Raw genomic sequence first — 17,528 nt, 5'->3', positions numbered from 1 at the left:
TTAAAGTGAAGATGTGTATGGTATAATTTTAAATATAGTAAGAAGTTGAATTAAAATTTTTATAAATACGAAAGAAGGGATAAGTTTGAAAATTAAAAAACTTATAGCACTAATATTTATAGGAGTCTTTTTGTTTAATGGAGCCTTTTATACATACAGTGCTAAAGCAGCAGTTGTAGGTGACAATCAAATCACCCAAAGTACTACTAAAACTTTTGCAGATCAAACAAATGTAGCCTTAGACAAAAAGTGGACAGTAACTTTTAGCAGTGAAGTTGATGAAAGCAGTATAGGAAACAATATTAAAGTCGTAGATGCTGCAGGTAACGCAGTAAGTGTGACAGTTAAGTTAGGTGCAGATAAAAAAACAGTAGAAATAGCAGCACCAACAGCAGGATATGAAGCCGGAAAAACTTACAGTATTACAATAGGTCAAGGAATAACTTCAACAACTGGTAAAAGCTTATCAGAAGAAGCAAAGATGAATTTTACAACAACAACTTTAAATCCAACAGATGCAGCTTTTTTTAAGCAATTTTCAAGTGATCTTCAAGGGGTAGAACCGAAGGTAACAAATGCTGATGAAAAGAATGTAGTTGTTTTGATGGTAAGTGCACTTAATAATTATTTAAATAATCCTAGTCAAGCATTGGATGTGCAAGCAGCTAAAAATGCTTACCATGGTCTCACAAGTGATGAACAATCAGAATTAAAAGATATATTACTTGCAAATCTTTCATTTAGCGAATTGTATAAAGCATACACTATGCTTAGCAATTAGTATTATAAGAATATAAATTGTTAAAAAACAATGAAATTTGCCACTTTATTATGTTAAATACTAAAAATTAATTGAATGTTACTATTAATATGTGTATTATATTAAGTGTGCATTTTTATGCAACAATAAAATCAAGGGACTAGCATATATTATGGGAGGGAATTTTTTTGGAAGAACAAGAAATGACATTAGATTTAAAAGACTTCTTTTATATTATTTCTAAAAGAAAAAAAATGATATGCTTAATAACAGCAGCGGCAATTATTATTACAGGTTTATTAAGCTTCTTTGTAATAAAGCCAACATATCAGGCGAATACAAGCATAATCGTTGGGAGACCACAGCAGGATAAAAGTGAAAAATTAGATAATAATGATGTTACACTGTATCAAAATTTGATGAAAACTTACATTGAAATAGTTACATCAAAACCTGTTTTAGATGCAACAATATCAGAAGCAAATGTAAATTACACAGAAGGTCAGCTTTCAAAGATGATAAATGCATCAAGTCAGCAAGGAACTCAGATAATGGACATAAGCATAACAGGAAAAAATGCAGAGGAAACATATAAAATAGCAAATGCACTTACAGAGTCTTTTATAGATAAATCTAAGGACATATTTCCAACTTCAGGTGTGCAATTGTCTGTAATGAATAAAGCAGAGGTTCCTAAAAGTCCAATAAAGCCTAAAAAAGCATTAAATGTAGCAATTGCTTTTATTTTAGGATTATTTGTATCAATAGGTTTAGCCTTTGTACTTGAATATATGGACAATACAATAAAATCTGAAAATGACGTAAATAAATATTTGGAACTTCCGGTTATAGGTATAATACCAGACCAGCCAGATATGCAGGAATAGGGGGATAATTAATGTCTGTTTTTATAGTAGAAAAAGAACCAAAATCACCTGTAACGGAAGCTTACAGAACGCTTAGAACAAATATACAATTTTCATCCTTTGATAGCGATTTAAAAAGTATACTTGTAACAAGTTCTGGTCCAGCTGAAGGTAAGAGCACAACTATAGGAAATATTGCCTTTACTATGGCACAAGCTGGTAAAAAAGTTGTTTTAATAGATTGTGACCTTAGAAAACCATCTATACATAAAAAGTTTTCTATATCAAATAAAATAGGTTTATCAGATTATCTTGTAGGAGAAGCTTTATTAGAAGAAGTTATTGTAAAATATAATGATAATTTAAGCATAATACCTTCTGGAACAATACCACCAAATCCAGCAGAAATGATATCTTCAAATAAGATGAAGAATTTTATTGAACAATGTAAAGAAGAATATGACTGCGTACTTGTAGATGCACCTCCTGTTATTGCAGTTACAGATGCTCAAATTTTATCCACCTTTATAGATGGAGTGTTACTTGTTATTGCATCAGCTCAAGCGGATAAGGATGCGGCAACTAAAGCAAAAGATCTTCTTGTAAATGTTAAAGCAAATATAATAGGTGTAGTTTTAACTAAGGCTAAGAGTAAATCCGGATATGGATATGGTTACGGATATGGCTACGGTTATTATTATGGAGAAGAAGATAATAAAAAAGGAAAGAGGAAGAAGAAAAAATGATAGATATACATTCTCATGTGATTCCAGGTATAGATGATGGTGCTGGGGATATTGAGACAGCTCTTGAAATGCTTAAAATTGCACAAGAGGATGGAATAAAGACAATAGTTGCAACCCCCCACTTTTATAGAAATAAATTTGAATGTAATTTAGAAGAAGTAAAAAAGCATTTGGAAAATTTAAAAGCTGCCGTTAAAAAAGAAAATATAGCAATAGAAATAATTCAAGGGCAAGAAGTTTATATAGATAAATGCACTACAGAGTTATATAAAGAAGGAATTATTGGAACTATTAACGGCAGCAAATACATGCTTATTGAAACTTCTCTTACTGGTGCAAAGCCAAAAGATTTAATGGACAATATATATGAATTAAAGCTCCTAGGAATAACACCAATTATAGCTCACCCAGAAAGATATCAATTTATAATTAAAGACAATATGGAAATAAATCAATTTATTAAAGAAGAATGTTTATTTCAAATAACAAGTACAAGCGTGCAGGGTTTTTTCGGAAAAGAAGTTAAGAATACAGCAGAAAATTTAATTAAAAATGGAATATGCAACTTTTTAGGCTCCGATGCTCATACAACTGGAAGAAGATGCCCTAAGATAAAAGAAGCTTTTGAAGATGTGAAAAGATTAAATGAAGATGTTTATGAAATCATCACTAAAAATTCAAAAGCTCTTTTAAATAATGAAGATATAAATTTAAAAATGGGATACATATCAAAGAAAAAGAAGTTCTTTGAGTTTTGGAAATAAGATTTACTTAAAGATAAACCACTGTGAAACTTGAAATTTATTTGTACCAAAATGCCGTCTTCAGGGCATTTTGGTGCAAATTAATTTTAATAGTTGAACTGGTTTATCTATAGCATTGCAAAATGGATGTAATTTCAAGCATTTAAGTGAAAAGTATTTATGAAAATGTTTGAAATTTGCATAGATTAAATGCAACTTTAATTGTAAAAAATAAAATTATGGATGAAAATGTAAGTAAATAAGTTAATTTCCTTGAAAAAACATACTGGGATGATATAATTAAGAATGTTGTTAATAAATTTTTAATAATTGGAATAAAAGTTTATTAATTGGAATATTATTTTAATAATTTATTAATAAATCGGGGGAGGGACTTATAATTGCAGAATGTTGAAGCGGCTGAAATTGAAAATCAATATGAAGATGAAGAATTACAAGAGAAGATAAATTATGAAGCAATAAATTACTATGAGCGAGGTTATGGTTATAATTTTGTAAAAAGGTTTATTGATGTTGTATGTTCACTTGTTGGAATAGTTATTTTAAGCCCTGTTATGTTAATAGTTGCTATAGCTATAAAAATTAATTCAAAAGGTCCTATTATCTTTGCTCAAGAAAGAATTGGTAAAAATGGACAAAGATTTAAAATGTATAAATTTAGATCTATGGTAGTAAATGCAGAGGATTTATTATATAAACTTAAGGGTGAAAATGAAATGTCTGGTCCTATGTTTAAAATGAAGGAAGATCCAAGGGTAACAAGTGTAGGAAAATTCATAAGAAAGACAAGTATAGATGAGTTACCTCAGCTTTTTAATGTGTTAAAAGGGGAAATGTCACTTGTTGGACCGAGACCTAATTTACCGTCAGAAGTAGCAGGTTTTACTGATTGGCAAAAACAAAAATTTTTAGTTAGGCCTGGACTTACTTGCTATTGGCAGGTAATGGGTAGAAATGATATAGGTTTTGAAGAATGGATGCGACTTGATATAAAATATATTAAGGAAAGAAGTACATTGCTTGATTTAAAACTTATATTTAAAACATTTTTTGTTTTATTTGGGGATGAGCACGCAAGATAAAAAAGGTGAATATTAACAAATGAGAGCTTATGAGGGGAAATAAAAAATAAAGACGAGTATGGAGGATTAATTATGCTTTGTGCACTTATTATGGCAGGAGGTAAAGGTGAAAGATTTTGGCCTTTATCTACAGATGAAAAACCAAAGCAGTTTTTAAAGCTCATTGGTGATAGAACCATGATACAAATGACAGTTGAGAGACTTGAAAAACTTATACCCCTTGAAAGAATTTTTGTGGTTACAGGTAAAAGATATGTTGATATACTTAGAGAACAGTTACCTAGTCTGCCGCTTAGAAATATAATTATAGAACCAGTAGGTAGGAATACTGCCCCTTGTATTGGTTTGTCTGCATTTATGATAAATAAATATTATGAAAATGCTTCAATGGTTGTACTTCCTTCAGATCATTTAATAGTAAATGAAGAAGAATTTTTACGTACAGTAAAAGCTGCTGATGAATTTGTAGATGGCGATGAAGAGGCAATTGTAACCTTTGGAATGAAGCCTAATAGGCCGGAAACAGGATATGGATACATAAAATGTGGAACAAAGAGAAAAAATATTAATGAATATGGGATAAGTAAAGTGGAAAAGTTTGTTGAAAAGCCAAATGCTGAAAAGGCAATGGAATATTTACAAGAAGGAAATTTCCTTTGGAATGGTGGTATGTTCATTTGGAAATGCAAAAATGTGCTAGAACTTACAAAAAGATATTTGTCAAAAACCTATGATGTATTAAACCAAATAGCAGGTACTGATGAAAGTGAATTTGAAAGTATCTTGGAAGAAAAATACCCACAAGTAGAAAATATTTCTGTAGATTATGGAATAATGGAAAAGGCAGAAAACATGTATGTTATACCATGTGACTTTGGCTGGGATGACATTGGAACCTGGTATTCTGTTGAAAGATATAGAAATAAAGATGAAGATAACAATGTTTGTGTTGGTGAAATTAGAAACATTGATGGTAGAAATAATATTGTTGTTGGAAATGATAAACCTATAGTAGTTGTTGGACTTTCTGATGTATTTGTTGTGGAAAGTGATGACATTATTTTCGTGGGTAAGAAAGAGGATATTGAGAGAATAAAAGAGATCAAGAAAAAAATAGTACAGTAAATGGAAGGGCAGGTATTAATAGTATAATGAAGAAAGCGCTTATAACAGGAATAACAGGACAGGATGGTTCATATTTAACAGAATTTTTGTTAAAAAAGGGATATGAAGTACATGGCATAATAAGACGTGCTAGTACTTTTAATACAAAGAGAATAGACCACTTATTTGAAAATCCAGAGATAGGAAATAAAACATTATTTCTTCATCATGGAGATTTAACAGATTCAAGTAATTTAAATAGATTAATAGAAAAAGTTCATCCTGATGAAATATATAATTTAGGAGCACAAAGTCATGTTCAAGTATCTTTCGAAGTTCCAGAATATACTGCTGAAACTGATGGAATTGGAACACTTAGAATATTAGATGCAATTAAAGAAAGCGGATTAAAATGCAAGTTTTATCAAGCTTCAACATCTGAGTTATTTGGAGGACTTCCAGGAACAGCACCTCAAAGCGAAAAAACACCATTTTATCCAAAGAGCCCATATGGTGCTGCAAAACTATATTCTTACTGGATAACTGTAAACTATAGAGAAGCTTATGATGTTTTTGCGTGTAATGGAATATTATTTAACCATGAATCTCCAAGAAGAGGAGAAACTTTTGTAACAAGAAAAATAACAAGGGCTGTTGCTAGTATAATGGCTAACAAGCAAGAAAAGTTATCCCTTGGAAATTTAGATGCTAAAAGAGATTGGGGATTTGCTGGTGATTATATAGAAGCTATGTGGTTAATATTACAACAGGAAAAGCCACAGGATTTTGTAATAGCAACTAATGAGACGCATACAGTAAAAGAATTTGTTGAACTTGCATTTAAAGAAGTTGGAATAGATATAGAGTGGAAGGGTACTGGAGTAGATGAAAAGGGATATGACAAAGCTACAGGAAGATTACTAGTAGATGTTAACCCAAGATACTTTAGACCTGCTGAAGTTGAGCTTTTATGGGGAGATTGTACAAAAGCTGAAAAAGAACTTGGTTGGGAAAGAAAAGTTGATTTCCCTGCATTAGTTAAAATGATGGTTGATAGTGATATGAAAGAAATTGCAGGGATGGGAACAAAAGAGTATTTAGAAGCTGCAAGTACTAAATAATATTAATTAGTAAATTGCTATTTGTTTTTATAAATTTTATAAGAATAAATAGCAGATTTATTTTAGAATTTCTATAAATAGTTTAGAGGGTGAAGTTTTTGAAAAAGGATAGTAAAATTTATGTTGCTGGGCACAGAGGACTTGTTGGTTCAGCAATAGTTAGAAATTTAAAAAGTAAAGGGTACACAAATGTGATTGGAAAAACTCATAAGGAATTAGATTTAACCAATCAATTAGAAGTTAGAAAATTCTTTGAAGAGGAAAAGCCTGAGTATGTATTTTTAGCAGCAGCGCATGTTGGAGGGATAAATGCTAATAGTACATATCCAGCAGAATTTATATATGAAAATTTAGAAATACAAAATAATGTTATAAAAGCAGCACATGATTTTAAAGTTAAAAAACTTTTATTTTTGGGAAGTTCATGTATTTATCCTAAAATGTGTCCTCAGCCAATTAAAGAGGAATATCTTCTTTCTGGATATTTGGAACCAACAAATGAGGCTTATGCACTTGCAAAAATATCTGGACTTAAAATGTGCCAATTCTTCAAAAAACAATATGGAGATAATTTTATAAGCTGTATGCCAACAAATTTATATGGACCTAATGATAATTTTGATTTGGAAACATCACATGTAATGCCTGCACTTATACGAAAATTCCATGAAGCAAAAGTCAATAATGAACCTTTCGTTGAAGTATGGGGAACTGGAAAGCCTTTAAGAGAATTCTTACATGTTGATGATATGGCAGATGGCTGTGTTTATTTGATGGAAAATTATGATGGTGAAGAGCATGTAAATATCGGAACAGGCAAAGAAGTAACAATAAGAGAACTTGCTGAGATAATTAAAGAAGTTGTTGAGTTTAATGGGGAGTTAAGGTTTAATAGTGATAAGCCAGATGGTACTCCTAGAAAACTTCTTGATGTAAGTAAACTTGAAGGTGTTGGATGGAAATATAAGATTGAACTTAGAGATGGAATTAAGGATAGTTATGAATGGTTCGTAAATTCAATAAAGTAAATTTTATTTTATAGAGGTGAACGCTAATTGAATAAAGTAGCTATGATAGGAACAGGATATGTTGGATTGGTCAGTGGAACATGCATATCTGATTTTGGCTTAAATGTTACCTGTGTTGACAAAGATGAGAAAAAAATTAATAAGCTAAAGAATGGAGAATTACCTATTTATGAACCAGGTTTAAAAGATTTGGTTGATAGAAATGTTTATTATAAGCGTCTTAGTTTTACAACTAGTGTACAAAAGGCTGTTGAAGAAAATGATGTTATATTCATAGCAGTAGGCACACCTCCTGCAGAAGATGGAAGTGCGGATTTGCAGTATGTTCTTCAAGTTGCTAGAGATATTGGAGCATATATGAATGGATATAAAGTCATTGTAGATAAATCAACAGTTCCAGTTGGAACCGGTCAAAAAGTAAAAAGTGCAATTAAAGAAGTTTTATCTGAAAGAGGATTGGATTTTAAATTTGATGTGGTTTCAAATCCAGAATTTTTGAGAGAAGGTTCTGCTATTCAAGATTTTACACATGCTGATAGAGTTGTACTTGGAGCTGAATCAGATAAGGCAATAGAAATCATGAAACAAGTGTATAGAGTATTGTATTTAAATGAAACTCCTTTTTTAGTTACTAATATAGAAACAGCAGAATTAGTTAAGTATTCTTCTAATGCTTTTTTGGCTACAAAAATATCTTTTATAAATGAACTTAGTGAATTGTGTGAGAAGGTAGGAGCTAATATACAACATATATCAAAGGGAATGGGGATGGATGGAAGAATTGGATCTAAATTTTTACATGCTGGACCTGGATATGGTGGAAGCTGCTTCCCTAAGGATACACAAGCATTAGTTAAAATAGCTAAGGATTATGATTGTAAACTAGGAATAGTAAGTTCAACAATAGAAGCTAATAATAGGCAGAAATTACGAATGGTTGATAAAATATTGCAGGCAATGGGCGAGGTTGAAGGTAAAACTTTCGGAATACTTGGATTAGCCTTTAAAAACAATACAGATGATATGCGAGAGTCAACATCAATTACAATTATTAATGAATTGGCTAAAAGAGGTGCTAAATTTAAGGTGTATGATCCTAAAGCAATGGAAGAAGCTAGATGGAGATTAAAAAATGTTATTGATGTGATAGATTTTTGTAATGATGAATATGAAGCTGCTTTGGAAACAGATGGGTTAGTCATTATTACTGAGTGGAATCAATTTAGAAGTTTGGATTTAGATAAAATTAAAGAATGTATGCGTGGTAATTGTTTTTTTGATTTAAGAAATATATACCCTAGGGATATTGTTGAAAATAAAGGTTTTAAGTATTATTGTGTTGGAAGATAAATTTATTTAGAAGAGGTTTGTAATGAAAAAAAATTTACTTATATATGCTCATTATTTTTATCCAGATGTAGCTTCTACAGGTCAGATATTAACAGAGCTAGGTGAAGGAATTCAACAGAAATTTAACGTGACTGTCATTTGCGTAGTACCAAGCTATAGTGGAAAAATAGAAGATAAGTATAAAGATAAAAGATTTTATTATGAAAAGTATAAAGAAATTAATGTTTTGCGAGTAAGGGTACCTGAATTCGATAAAAAGAATAAGCTGAGTAGGATTAAAAATATATTATCATATTTTTTTAATGCTATATGCGCAACCTTTAAAGTAGGCAAACAGGATGTGGTTTTTAGTATATCGCAGCCGCCAATATTAGGTGGGACACTTGGGGTAATAGGAAAGTTAATAAAAAGGGCTAAGTTTGTTTACAATATCCAAGATTTTAATCCTGAGCAAACTGAAGCTGTTGGATATGCAAAAAATAGATTTATATTAAACTTTGCTAGAGCTGTAGATAAATTTAGTTGCAGAAAATCAAATATGATTGTAGTAGTTGGCAGAGATATGCAAGTAACACTAAGTAACAGATTTAAAGGAAAGAGAATACCCAAAAGTGTTGTTATAAATAATTGGATAGATGAAGCTGCTGTTTATCCTTTAGCACCAAATCATGATAGAATATTAGCTTTTAAGAAAAAATATAATTTAGAAAATAAATATATAGTAATGTATTCGGGAAATTTAGGATTATATTATGATTTAGAAAATATAGTTGAAACTTTATCGGAATTTAAGGGAAATAAAGATATTGCATTTGCATTTGTAGGAGATGGCTCAGTTAAATCAAAATTGATGGACACTAAAAATCGCAACAATTTAGATAATGTATATTTCATACCATATCAAAATAAAGAGGATTTAATATATTCATTAAATGCTGCTGATGTTCATTTGGTTATAAACGCCAAAGGAATTAAAGGTGTTTCTGTTCCTAGTAAATTATACGGTGTAATGGCAAGTGGAAAGCCAGTATTAGGTGTTTTAGAAAGTGGTTCGGAAGCTAGAATGGTAATTGAAGATGCTAAATGTGGAGTATGTAATGATGTTGGAGATTATGAAGGATTTAAGAAAACAATTAAATTTATGTTTAACAATAAAGCGGAATATATTGAAAAAGGGCTAAATGGCAGACAATACTTAGAAAATAAACTTAAGAGAGAACTATCAATTGGTAAGTACAGTAAGGTTATTTCAGAATTAGTACAATAAATATATAAAAATCTTAAAGATTATAATAGCATATAGGTGATAAGTATGAATATATTACAAATAAATACTAGATATATTGGTGGCGGTGGCGCTGCAAGCATTGCAAATAGTATTCACAATTATATAAATAATAATACGGATAATAACTCTGTTTTTCTTTATGGAAGGGGTAAGGCAGAGGATGAAGCCGCTATAAATGTTTGTAATAAATTTGATATATATATGTCTGCGCTATCAAATAGGTTTTTTGGTAAGTCTAAGAATGTATATTTTAGCAAAGAAATTGAAAACTATATAAAAAAGGCTGATGTAATACATTTACACAATATACATGGCTACTATATTGATATGATTAAACTTATAAAACTAATTAATAAACATAATAAACCAGTAGTGTGGACATTACATGATGAATGGCCTTTTACAGGAAGCTGTGCTTTTCCTGGCAATTGCACAAAATGGATAGATGGGTGCAGTAAATGTGAACATAAATACTTGTATCCTGCAAGGTATATTGATAGATCGAAGAGCATTTGGATGGAGAAAAAACATGTATTTAACTTACTTAATAAAGAAAAAGTAATGTTTGTATCTCCATCTAGGTGGTTAGCTGAAGAATTTAAAAAATCATTTTTAAAACAATACAATATAACTGTTATACCAAATGGTGTAGATAATAAGAATATTGTATCAAAAAGCAAATTTGAGTTAAAACAGGAATTAAAACTCCCATTAGATAAAAAGGTGGTTTTATTTGTAGCAGCAGATCCTAATGATGAAAGAAAAGGAATAAAATATTTATTTAAAGTATTAGATAACTTTAATGACGATATAGTATTTATTTCAGTAGGTAAAATTATTAAAGATTTAAAGTATAAAAATTTAATTCAATTGGGATACATAAGTAATAAAGCGGAGCTTAACAAAATATACAAAGCATCAGATGTCTTTCTATCAACTTCAATAGAAGATAATTTTCCTACTACAATTATAGAAGCTTTTTCAAATTCTTTGCCGGTTATAGCATTTGATGTTGGTGGAATAGGTGAGCAACTTGAAAATGAATGTGGTATACTTATAGAGAAATGTAATCATGAACAATTGAAAAAAGCAATAGTTGATTTTTTAGGTGATGAAGAAAAAATAAAGCAGTATTCTATTAATGCTTTTAATAAGTATAAAGATAATTATATGGTGGATAAATTTGTGAATAAGTATATAGAAATTTATAAAACATTAAATTTAATCATGGAAGAATAAAGGTATATTAGTGATAAATGATTGAATCTAGGAGGGGCATATGAATAATTATATATGCAGTTGGCTATTTGTTGAAGATGAAGAGGACTCAAGTTTTTATCCTCAAGTAGGAGGAAAGCCAAGTAGCGAAAAATTTCAAAAGGTATATTGGAAATGTATATATGACTTTTATTATAGCAGTTTGTTGTTTAATAAGGAAGATAAGCATATATTTTTTACTAATGTTAAAGAGTTGCCTTCAAATGTCGATGGAGTGAATTTTAATGAGTTCTTTAATTGCAATGAAATAGAAATAGTTAATCTGAATTTAACATATAAAACTCCAAAAGATTGGTTTGGAGCATGGAGAAATCAATTTTATATTTTTGATATATTAGCATATATAGAAAAAAAATATGAAGATAGTGATAAGTTTTTAATTTTAGATTCCGATTGTGTTTTTGTAAAAAAGTCAGATGAGATATTTGAAGATATTGATACAAATAAAGTTATAGCATATAGTGAAGCTACGCCATTAGATTACAGAATGAATGGAATAACTACAATAGAGATGAGACAATTGTATGAAAAGTTTTATAACGAAAAAAGTGATGTTATCTATTATGGTGGAGAGATATTAGCAGCAAAAGTAAGTAGCATAAAGCTAATTAATGAGCAGTATAAGTTTTTATGGAAGGTAAATTTTGAACAATACACTAAAAAGGATATAAAATTAACAGAAGAAGCACATTTTTTAAGTATGATTTATCATAAAATAGGTGTTAATAACATAGTGGCTAATAATTACATAAAACGCATGTGGACAACATTTAAATTTAATACTGTTAATAAAGAAGATTTAAATTTAGTGATATGGCATCTTCCAGCTGAGAAGAAAACAGGTTTTAAATATATGTTTAACAAAATAAGTAAAAAGAAAATCAATTTAAATGAAGAAGATTTTGTGAATTTGGCTAAAAGATGTATGGGAATATATAAAAGAAATTTTTTAAAGACAGTATTAGATGTGATTTGGTTAGTAAAGTATAAGATTGAATCAAATTAAAAAATATAGAAGGCTCAAGTCTATCTTAAAGGAAGAGAAGTAACATAGGAAAAATAAAAGGTATAAATAATATGAATGATAGTATGGTAGTTATTATTATGTTGCTAACGATTGTAATTAGCAACAATGCAGCACATTTCACAAACAACCACTAGGATTCTGTTACGTTGGGAATAATTGCAGTGATATGCATAATTAGAGGTTGCTTTATTAATAAGTATAAATATTCAATGGGTAGTTTTCTATTTCTATTAGGTAAAATTATTAAAGATTTAAAGTGTAAAAATTTAATTTAATTGTGTTATATAAGTTTTAGTTAATATCAAGTTATAAAAGATATATTTAGAATAAGAGATGCAAGATTAGAAAAACTCTTAAAGAAAGTTTTATAGTAGTAAAAGATGTTAGTATATGGAGTAAAATGTTAATATGATGATTTTGTATGAAAAATAAATATTAACTGATGTTTGTTAAACGATGATTAAGCAAAAGAGTATATGAAATAAATATGGTTAGGAGTGTTTGTGTGGTTAAAGGGTATGGTAAGAAAATTGTAGATAAGTACATTTTGGTATATATATATATATTATCATGTATAATACCAGGTGTATCGGATTATGGAATATCTATTGCAGATGGAATAAAAATGTCTATAGTTGATATTTTGGCACTTTTAATTATAATAACTTTTTTATTAAAGAAAGATTCAATTAAAAAAATTTTTTTATCGTTTAGACATAATAAAAATAGTATAAAGGTTTTGGCTAGTATAGCTATATATGTTTTATTTTATGGATATATATCAATTTTTATAAATGACATTAGTGCTATAAGAATTGTAAGAAATATTTTTTTAGTCTTATTCGATTATCTAGTATTGAACTATATGTTTTGTAATGAAGATGAAAATAAAATTGTAAAAAAATTAATGTTATTAGGAATTGTTGCAAGTGTTGCAAATATATATCAATACAAAAAAAGGTATGATTTATCACAGTCATATGACTTATTTAGAAGTAATGAAACATTACTTGTATCACTTTTTGTGTTTTTTATATTTTACATAATGACTAATAAATTCAAACTTAGCAAAAATATTCATGTATCTATAGTAACTGTGTTAATATTAATCGCATTAATAACTCAACAGGAAAGAACAGAAATAATAGCTTTTGCAGTTACATTTATATTATTATTTTTATATTATATATTTTTTTATAAAGAAAGGCTAAAAATTGCTTATATTATTAAAAGTATTATTTTTATATTTATTGTTTTGGCAATATTTGTGTACTTTTATAATAATAACGATTTTCTTAATGGATTAGTTAATAACTATATAAAAAATAGAATTAATATTATTTATAGTAATCATAGTTTTAATAAAGATACAAGTTTGAGTACAAGAAGCAGTGAATTTGTAATTATAGGCGATTTAATGTCAAAAAATATATTAAGCTTTTTTTGTGGAAGAGGACTATTAGCTCAGTATTGTTTAAATGGAGTTAATACATTTACTGTTGATAGTTTTTGGCTGTGGATATTTCTAGATATGGGAGTAATAGGTGTTCTCATTTTTTCTATATTTTTTGTTTATATTATATTTAATATTTTCAAAATAAAAAGTAGGTATAAAATGCCAGTTTTGGGATTTTGTATTGCTACTATAGTAATGACATTATTTACTCCTAATTTTATTTGGAGATTGGATGATGGCTTAAGTTTTGCAATTCTTATGGCTATAACATTTAGGTTTAAAACATTTAAAAGTTAGTGATTTTACCGTTTGCTAGAGCGAAATACAAAGTATATTAATGTGTTGTTTTAAATTAGTTTAACAAAATAATTATTATGGGGTTAAAAATTATGCAAAATAAAAGAATTGAGTGGATTGATGTTGCTAAAGGTATAGCTATGCTATTAGTAATACTTGGGCATACATCAATACCAAATAGTAATTTAAAGTTAATATTATCATTTCATATGCCATTATTTTTCTTTTTATCAGGATATACTTTTAAATTAAAAGGTAATTTTTTAACGTATTTAAAGAAAAAAATAAAGAGTCTTTTGATTCCTTATTTTGTGTTTTCAGTTTTGACATATATTTTTTGGGTAGTAGTAGAAAGAAGAATAATGAAAAATTCAATAGGAATAAATATATTTAAACCAATGTTAGGAATTTTTTATGCCAATAACATTCACAATTATATGATTTTTGATGGTGTACTATGGTTTATACCTTGTTTATTTGTTACTGAAATGTTGTTTTATTTCATAAGTAGATTCGTAAGGGGAAAGTTAGGACTTTTAGTAGTATTGTTAGCTTTTATATTTATTGGATTTATTGATAGTAAATATATGGTTTATATGTTGCCATGGGGAATCGATATTGCCTTTACTGCAATTATTTTTTATGGATTTGGTTACATAGTAAATGGATTAAAATATAATTTTGTTAATGCAAAGATTTTAACCAAAATAATAGTTGCGATAATAAGCTCGCTTTTGCTAATTTATACAAGCGAGGCAAATACAGTTGTGTATATGTATAATAATGAATATGGAAAGTATTTTTATTTTCTTATATCAGCTTTTAGTGGTATTATGGTATGTGTGCTTTTGGCTAATATTATAAATAAATCCACAATATTAAGTTATATAGGTGCTAATAGTTTCATAATATTGGCATTGCATCCCAAGACTTTAGAACTTTTAAAACTTATTTTTAATAAAATTTTTAAGATAAATACAAATACCTCTTTATTATGGGGATGTATATTTACTATTTTTAGTTTACTTATAATTATGCCGTTTATTTACATTATAAATAAATATTTTTCGTTTATATTAGGTAAACAAAAAACAATGCAACAGGATTTGAAACAATGAAATGAATTTTTTATTTTATCATACTAAAAAATTAAGTGCTATTAATAAACATTTATAATAACGTATTAATTATATAATGTTAACTATATTAATGATTAGATGAGGAAATGTAATATGAAAGTTATAAAAAATAAATACCTATTCAACACAGCACTTAACTTTGTTTTTAGATTAATAAATATGAGTATAACATATTTAACAATCCCATTAACTCTAAAATATTTAAATAACGAAAGGTATGGTATATGGCAAACTATCTTAACTATTATATCATGGGCGGCGTTATCTAATTTTGGAATAGGAAATGGATTGAGAAATAAAGTTACCAAATGTGTTACAGAAAATGATAATAAAAGATTAAAAGAATACATATCAAATGCATATATTTATATTACTGTAATATCTATTGTTATTTTCGTGGTCGGAATATTTGCAACATTTTTTATAAATACGAATGCAGTGTTTAGAGGTAACACTTTATCAAGATACGAGATAATAATTAGCTTAGTAATTGTTATAGTTAATTTTTGCATAAATTTCATTTTGGGCTTAAGTAGTTCAATTGCATTTGGAATACATAAAAGTTCATTAGTTAATTTATTTCAGACAATAACAAGTTTATTAACATTAGCAGGGTTAATAATATTAAGAAAATTTACAAATGCAAGTTTAATAAATATTGCTATTTTATATTTAGTAGCAAATTCATTTTCAAATATTGTTTTTACAGCTGTAATTGTAATAGATAAGAAATTTAGACCAAGTATTAAATATCACAACAAAGAGGTAGGTAGGGATCTTATAGGTATAGGGTTAGAATTTTTTATTTTACAGATTGCAACGTTGGTTTTATTTTCAACAGATAATTTTATCATATCAAGCTTTATAGGGGCAGAGAAAGTAACAGCATATTCAATAACAGCCAAACTATTTCAGGTTATTTCTACTATTTATTCAATTTTATTAATACAATTATGGTCTTCTGTGGCAGAAGCTACTATTAAAGAAAATTTTAATTGGATAAAAAATGCTATCTGCAAATTGCTATTTTTACTTATACCAACAGCTATTGTGATTATTGGTATATTGATTAAATTTAATCTTATAACTAAATTATGGCTTGGGAAAAACTTGGTTGTCGATAATAAGTTAATATATTTGTGTGCTTTTTATGCATGGTTAATATGCTTTAATGGAATATTTGTAAATGTACAGAATGGTATGGGAAAAATACGAATACAAACTATATCAGCTATAATATCATGTTTAGTAAATATACCATTAGCTATAATTCTAATTAAGGTGTTTAATTTAGGAACAATTGGAGTAATGCTTTCTAACATTATATGTTTATTGATAAGTACAGTAATGTGCTCGATTGATGTATATATAAAAATTAAAAGAAGGGTTAATAAAAATGAAAATTGCAATAAATTATGCTGATGATAAATTTAAAAAGCAACAAGATTACAATACAAAAACTGCTTATAAAAAAGGAAAAGTTGATTTAGTTATAGAATATTCCCCCAAAGATTTAGATGATGAGTTCAAGAAAAAGTATGAGCATATTCTATCACATAAAAGGGGTGGTGGTTACTGGCTTTGGAAACCTTATATCATTTTAAAAGCCCTTGACCAAGCTAAAGATGATGACTATATAGTATATTGTGATTCAGGTGCGTTTTATGTAGATAAAGTAGATAAACTTATACAAGCGATGGAAAAGAATAATGATGATATAATGGCATTTGAATTACCATTAATTGAAAAGCAATGGACTAAAAAGGAAGCATTTTTATTAATGGATTGCAATGAAGAGAGCTACTTTGAAAGTAATCAGATGTTAGCAACATATTTTGTAGTTAAAAAAAGTGAGTATACTGTTGAGTTTATAAATAAATATTTTGATTATTGTAAAGATGAAAAAATCCTTACTGATTTTATGGATAAAGAAAATCAAAATAAATGTTTTGTGGATCATAGGCATGATCAATCAATATTTAGTTTGCTGTGCAAAAAGGAAGGTATAGTGCCGTATAGAGATCCATCTCAATATGGGGATAGACCTTGGGAATATGCTGCATATGACAGATTAATAAGGTATAAAAAATATTTAAATTCTGATTATCCAAGAATAGTTATGTCTCAGAGAAAAGCTAGCCTTAAGAATTTTATTTTAAAAGAAGATATAAAGGATTTGTTGTTTAAGATAGGATTTGTTAAGCATAGAAGTCTTTAATTGG

Annotated in this window: 16 protein-coding genes; all 16 read left to right on the top strand. The window is 28.1% G+C overall.

Going from position 1 to position 17,528, the window contains the following annotated elements:
- Window positions 1-85 precede the first annotated feature (85 nt).
- The 16 genes from CUEA01_RS17835 (at window position 86) to CUEA01_RS17760 (ending at window position 17,524) form a co-directional block, all read left to right on the top strand.
- Window positions 86-781, top strand: a complete 696-nt coding sequence (locus tag CUEA01_RS17835; protein WP_234123179.1) for an Ig-like domain-containing protein — start codon at window positions 86-88, stop codon at window positions 779-781.
- Between the two features lie 167 nt (window positions 782-948).
- Window positions 949-1,647 carry a YveK family protein gene (locus CUEA01_RS17830; protein ID WP_234123177.1) on the top strand — a complete coding sequence of 233 codons (699 nt, stop codon included), beginning with the start codon at window positions 949-951 and terminating at the stop codon, window positions 1,645-1,647.
- Between the two features lie 11 nt (window positions 1,648-1,658).
- On the top strand, window positions 1,659-2,372 hold the full coding sequence (locus CUEA01_RS17825) for a CpsD/CapB family tyrosine-protein kinase (RefSeq protein WP_234123175.1): 714 nt from the start codon (window positions 1,659-1,661) through the stop codon (window positions 2,370-2,372).
- Window positions 2,369-3,136: a tyrosine-protein phosphatase gene (locus tag CUEA01_RS17820; protein ID WP_234123174.1), complete on the top strand. Its 768-nt coding sequence runs from the start codon at window positions 2,369-2,371 to the stop codon at window positions 3,134-3,136. The genes CUEA01_RS17825 and CUEA01_RS17820 overlap by 4 nt, the downstream gene beginning before the upstream one ends.
- 443 nt (window positions 3,137-3,579) lie before the next feature.
- On the top strand, window positions 3,580-4,218 hold the full coding sequence (locus tag CUEA01_RS17815; RefSeq protein WP_234123385.1) for a sugar transferase: 639 nt from the start codon (window positions 3,580-3,582) through the stop codon (window positions 4,216-4,218).
- 72 nt (window positions 4,219-4,290) lie between these two features.
- Complete coding sequence (locus CUEA01_RS17810; RefSeq protein ID WP_234123172.1) at window positions 4,291-5,343, top strand: mannose-1-phosphate guanylyltransferase; 1,053 nt, start codon at window positions 4,291-4,293, stop codon at window positions 5,341-5,343.
- 26 nt (window positions 5,344-5,369) lie between these two features.
- Window positions 5,370-6,443 (top strand): GDP-mannose 4,6-dehydratase, encoded by a 1,074-nt coding sequence (gmd, locus tag CUEA01_RS17805; protein ID WP_234123171.1) that lies wholly within the window; start codon window positions 5,370-5,372, stop codon window positions 6,441-6,443.
- Window positions 6,444-6,541: 98 nt separating this feature from the next.
- Complete coding sequence (fcl, locus tag CUEA01_RS17800; protein WP_234123169.1) at window positions 6,542-7,471, top strand: GDP-L-fucose synthase; 930 nt, start codon at window positions 6,542-6,544, stop codon at window positions 7,469-7,471.
- A gap of 42 nt (window positions 7,472-7,513) precedes the next feature.
- The gene (locus CUEA01_RS17795) at window positions 7,514-8,821 is read left to right on the top strand and encodes a UDP-glucose dehydrogenase family protein (RefSeq protein WP_234123384.1); all 1,308 of its coding nucleotides are present in this window, start codon (window positions 7,514-7,516) and stop codon (window positions 8,819-8,821) included.
- 22 nt (window positions 8,822-8,843) lie between these two features.
- Window positions 8,844-10,088, top strand: coding sequence for a glycosyltransferase family 4 protein (locus tag CUEA01_RS17790; protein WP_234123168.1), 1,245 nt, complete (start codon window positions 8,844-8,846; stop codon window positions 10,086-10,088).
- A gap of 45 nt (window positions 10,089-10,133) precedes the next feature.
- On the top strand, window positions 10,134-11,348 hold the full coding sequence (locus CUEA01_RS17785; RefSeq protein WP_234123167.1) for a glycosyltransferase: 1,215 nt from the start codon (window positions 10,134-10,136) through the stop codon (window positions 11,346-11,348).
- A gap of 40 nt (window positions 11,349-11,388) precedes the next feature.
- Window positions 11,389-12,393, top strand: a complete 1,005-nt coding sequence (locus CUEA01_RS17780) for a hypothetical protein (RefSeq protein WP_234123166.1) — start codon at window positions 11,389-11,391, stop codon at window positions 12,391-12,393.
- Window positions 12,394-12,919: 526 nt separating this feature from the next.
- A complete protein-coding gene (locus CUEA01_RS25195) occupies window positions 12,920-14,167 on the top strand; it encodes an O-antigen ligase family protein (RefSeq protein ID WP_234123165.1) in 1,248 nt (415 codons plus the stop codon).
- Window positions 14,168-14,259: 92 nt separating this feature from the next.
- Entirely contained in the window at window positions 14,260-15,285 is a 1,026-nt protein-coding gene (locus CUEA01_RS17770; RefSeq protein WP_234123164.1) for an acyltransferase family protein, read from the top strand.
- A 114-nt stretch (window positions 15,286-15,399) separates the two neighbouring features.
- Window positions 15,400-16,728, top strand: a complete 1,329-nt coding sequence (locus CUEA01_RS17765; protein WP_234123163.1) for an oligosaccharide flippase family protein — start codon at window positions 15,400-15,402, stop codon at window positions 16,726-16,728.
- Window positions 16,703-17,524, top strand: a complete 822-nt coding sequence (locus tag CUEA01_RS17760; protein WP_234123161.1) for a hypothetical protein — start codon at window positions 16,703-16,705, stop codon at window positions 17,522-17,524. The genes CUEA01_RS17765 and CUEA01_RS17760 overlap by 26 nt, the downstream gene beginning before the upstream one ends.
- Window positions 17,525-17,528 lie beyond the last annotated feature (4 nt).

The sequence above is a fragment of the Clostridium hydrogenum genome (genome assembly GCF_021432385.1).
Classification (GTDB): Bacteria; Bacillota; Clostridia; order Clostridiales; family Clostridiaceae; genus Clostridium_S; species Clostridium_S hydrogenum.
The sequence above is the reverse complement of the archived record's forward strand: the minus strand, read 5'-3'. Positions and strand labels throughout refer to the sequence as shown.